Raw genomic sequence first — 2,775 nt, forward strand, 5'->3', positions numbered from 1 at the left:
GTCTACACCGCCGAAACTCCGGTGCACCCCATGGAGCTGTACTGCTGCAGCCACGATGGTTCCGGGGAAAGACGCCTCAGCGATCTCAACCCCTGGTGGCGCGAGCGCCCGCAGGCGACATACCAGCGCCACGCGTTCGAGGTTCCCGATGGCCAGGGCGGCAGCGAGCGTGTCGACGGCTGGCTGATACGCCCCGAAGGCGCCCAGGGCGCGACGCCCTTGCTGCTCGATGTGCACGGCGGTCCGGCCAGCTTCGCGCTGTTTGCCTATGGTCCTTCGGCCTACTGGGCGATGCTGTGGTCCCAGGGCTGGTCCATCCTGGCGCTCAATCCCGTGGGCTCCTCAAGTTATGGTCGGCAGTTCAGCGAGCGCCTGCGCGGCCATTGGGGCGAGCTGGACCTGCCCCAGCAGCTGGCGGCGGTGCAGTCCCTGCAGCACGCGGGGCTGGCCAGCCAGAAACTGGCGATTGCCGGTAAATCCTACGGCGGCTTCATGGCGTGCTGGGCCGTGGGCCACACCCATGTGTTCCAGGCGGCCGTGCCCATGGCTGCGCTGTCGCAGCTCGACAGCCACTGGGGCAGCTCGGACAGCGGCTACTATACCGATCACTACGCCATGCAAGGCGAGGGCGAGGCGGCGCACGAACGCATGCGTGCGCACTCGCCGGTGGAATACCTGCGGTCCACCACGACGCCCACGCTGCTGCTGCACGGCCACGAGGACGAACGCTGCCCGCGCAGCCAGGCCGAAGCCGCGTTTGTCGCGCTGCGCCGCGGCGGCAATCCGGCCAGCGAGCTGGTGCTCTATCCCGGAGAAGGCCATAGATTCACCAGCCAGGGCCTGCCCGGCCATCGCGTCGATGTGATGCAGCGGGTGGTCGACTGGATCACACGCTGGACAAGCTGAGGCGCCGGCCGCGCTGTCGAGATGCTCTGGATCAGGCCCGTGAGCGTGCACCGCGCCCGGCACGCCTTTGTCCCCTTGGCGAGAGCTTTGCGGCCTTGACCACTTCCCAGCAAGACCTGTTTTGAGCGCGCGCGCCTGAACGCAGGTGTCGCCGGCGAATTCGCCGGCCGCGGCAAGCGAGCGGCTTGGGCTACATTCGGCACATGGGCAACAAGGGGCAGATCCGGGGTCTTGCCGTAACTTTTCAATGAACATCGGTGACAGTCTCAAGGCCTGGGCCCAGCGGATCAAGCGCGACGGCCTGACGCTGTGGTTTGCGGCCAGGCATCCCGATGCGCCCTGGTACGCCAAGGCGCTGGGCCTTTTTGTCGTTGCCTATGCGCTCAGCCCCATCGATCTGATACCGGATTTCATTCCTGTGCTGGGCTATGTGGACGACGTGCTGCTGCTGCCGGCGCTCATCTGGCTGACGGTGGCCCTCCTGCCGACAGCGGTGCTGGCGCAATGCCGCGCGCAAGCCGATGCCTGGATCATTGAAAACGGCAGCCGGCCCAGCAGCAAGGCCGGGGCCGTGATGATTGTCGTGCTGTGGATTGCTCTGGGCATCGCCGCATGGCTGTGGCTGGCCCCGCGCCTCCCTGGCTGAAGCGGCCCGGGATCTGGCCCGGGCCGAGGCGCTGCCGCGGTCAGCAGCCTGGCGCTCCAATCAAGGCGCGGCCGGAACGTCGACCACGAACGGTACGGTCCGCACCTGGTTGCCGCCCTTGAACTGTATCCACAGCGCATACCGGCCGGCGCGCGGCGGCGTGGCATGCAGCATCATCTTGGCTGAGGCGGCCGCCGTGGGAGCGCCATGTGAGGCGTGCGCGCCGTGGCCGGACTTGCCGCTGTCTGCCGCCATGGCGTGGGCATGGACATAGCCGAGGTCCGCGGTGTTCACGAACACCGCATGCGCTGGAACGCCCAGATAGAGGCCCAGGTCCGTTGCCGGCTTGCCGTTCTTGAGCACCGTCAACGTCATCATGCTTTCACGCCCTGCGCGCAGGGCCGAGGCATCGAGCTTGACGGAATAGGGACCGTCCGCGGCGCTGACGGCGTTTGCGCTCATATGGGCCGGAGCTGCGGCAAAGGCGCTGCTGCCCACCGGAACCTCGAAGCGCACGACCTGCTGGCCCAGGCCCTTTGGCATGGCGTCGGCATAGACATGATAGGTGCCCGGCTTGGGAAAGCGCATCACTACGCTGAAGCGCCCGTCGGGCCCAGGCTTGCCTCCATGCTCGTGCACGAAGCTGGTGAAGTCGCTGTCGGTTGCCAGCACGTGCAGCTGCTGCGTCAGTTCTTCCTCGAACTCGGTGATGGGACGGCCGGTCGCCTTGTCGGTGAAAGCGATCAGCAGCTCGCGGGTCAGTGGCCCGCTCTCGCGCACCACGAGCTCGGCGCTGACCTTTTCATGCACGCCGGGAAGGGCAAAGACGCTCTTGAGCGGGGTCTGCGCCAGTGCGGCGCTGCCTGACACCGTGGCGCCTATCAATAGCATTTGCTTGATGTTCATGGCTGGTCCTCTTCTATCAGTTGGCCGCCGCGCCGGGCTGCGGCTTGTCCGGATACCCGGCTTCGTGCAGCACGCCGAGGAAGGCGCTCCTGTCCAGGGCGCTGTGCACCCGGGCTGTGCGCGTGGGCGGATCGGTTTCAATGAGGGCCTGGGGGTCTACGCTCAATAGCGCCTTGGTGACCGACTTGGCGCATCCGCCGCAGCTCATGGCGGGAATGTGGAAGCGATGCATAGGAATTTCCTGGTTGGTTGCTGTACCGGACTAATGTGGGAGTTGCCAACGTGGCAAGGTCAAGCCCTTTGTGTGCAAGCTGGGC

At 66.5% G+C, this 2,775-nt stretch carries 4 protein-coding genes; 2 read left to right on the top strand and 2 right to left on the bottom strand.

Annotated features, from left to right (window positions below; all coding sequences use genetic code 11):
• Positions 1–906 (top strand): alpha/beta hydrolase family protein (locus tag RR928_RS23480; protein WP_332538101.1); only part of this gene is annotated, 906 nt, incomplete at its 5' end.
• Positions 907–1,153: 247 nt separating this feature from the next.
• Positions 1,154–1,552, top strand: a complete 399-nt coding sequence (locus tag RR928_RS23485; protein ID WP_332538099.1) for a YkvA family protein — start codon at positions 1,154–1,156, stop codon at positions 1,550–1,552.
• Positions 1,553–1,612: 60 nt separating this feature from the next.
• Here the strand turns inward: RR928_RS23485 and RR928_RS23490 are convergent, their stop codons facing one another.
• Positions 1,613–2,458, bottom strand: a complete 846-nt coding sequence (locus RR928_RS23490; RefSeq protein WP_332538098.1) for a hypothetical protein — start codon at positions 2,456–2,458, stop codon at positions 1,613–1,615.
• A 16-nt stretch (positions 2,459–2,474) separates the two neighbouring features.
• Entirely contained in the window at positions 2,475–2,690 is a 216-nt protein-coding gene (locus RR928_RS23495) for a heavy-metal-associated domain-containing protein (protein ID WP_332538097.1), read from the bottom strand.
• Positions 2,691–2,775: the final 85 nt, after the last annotated feature.

This window comes from Comamonas sp., from assembly GCF_036666375.1.
Lineage (GTDB): Bacteria > Pseudomonadota > Gammaproteobacteria > Burkholderiales > Burkholderiaceae_C > Comamonas.

What these genes read in the sequence shown, in the direction of transcription:
- RR928_RS23490 (WP_332538098.1), bottom strand. Translation starts at nt 2,458, where the DNA reads ATGAACATCAAGCAAATGCTATTGATAGGCGCCACGGTGTCAGGCAGC.
- RR928_RS23485 (WP_332538099.1), top strand. Translation starts at nt 1,154, where the DNA reads ATGAACATCGGTGACAGTCTCAAGGCCTGGGCCCAGCGGATCAAGCGC.
- RR928_RS23495 (WP_332538097.1), bottom strand. Translation starts at nt 2,690, where the DNA reads ATGCATCGCTTCCACATTCCCGCCATGAGCTGCGGCGGATGCGCCAAG.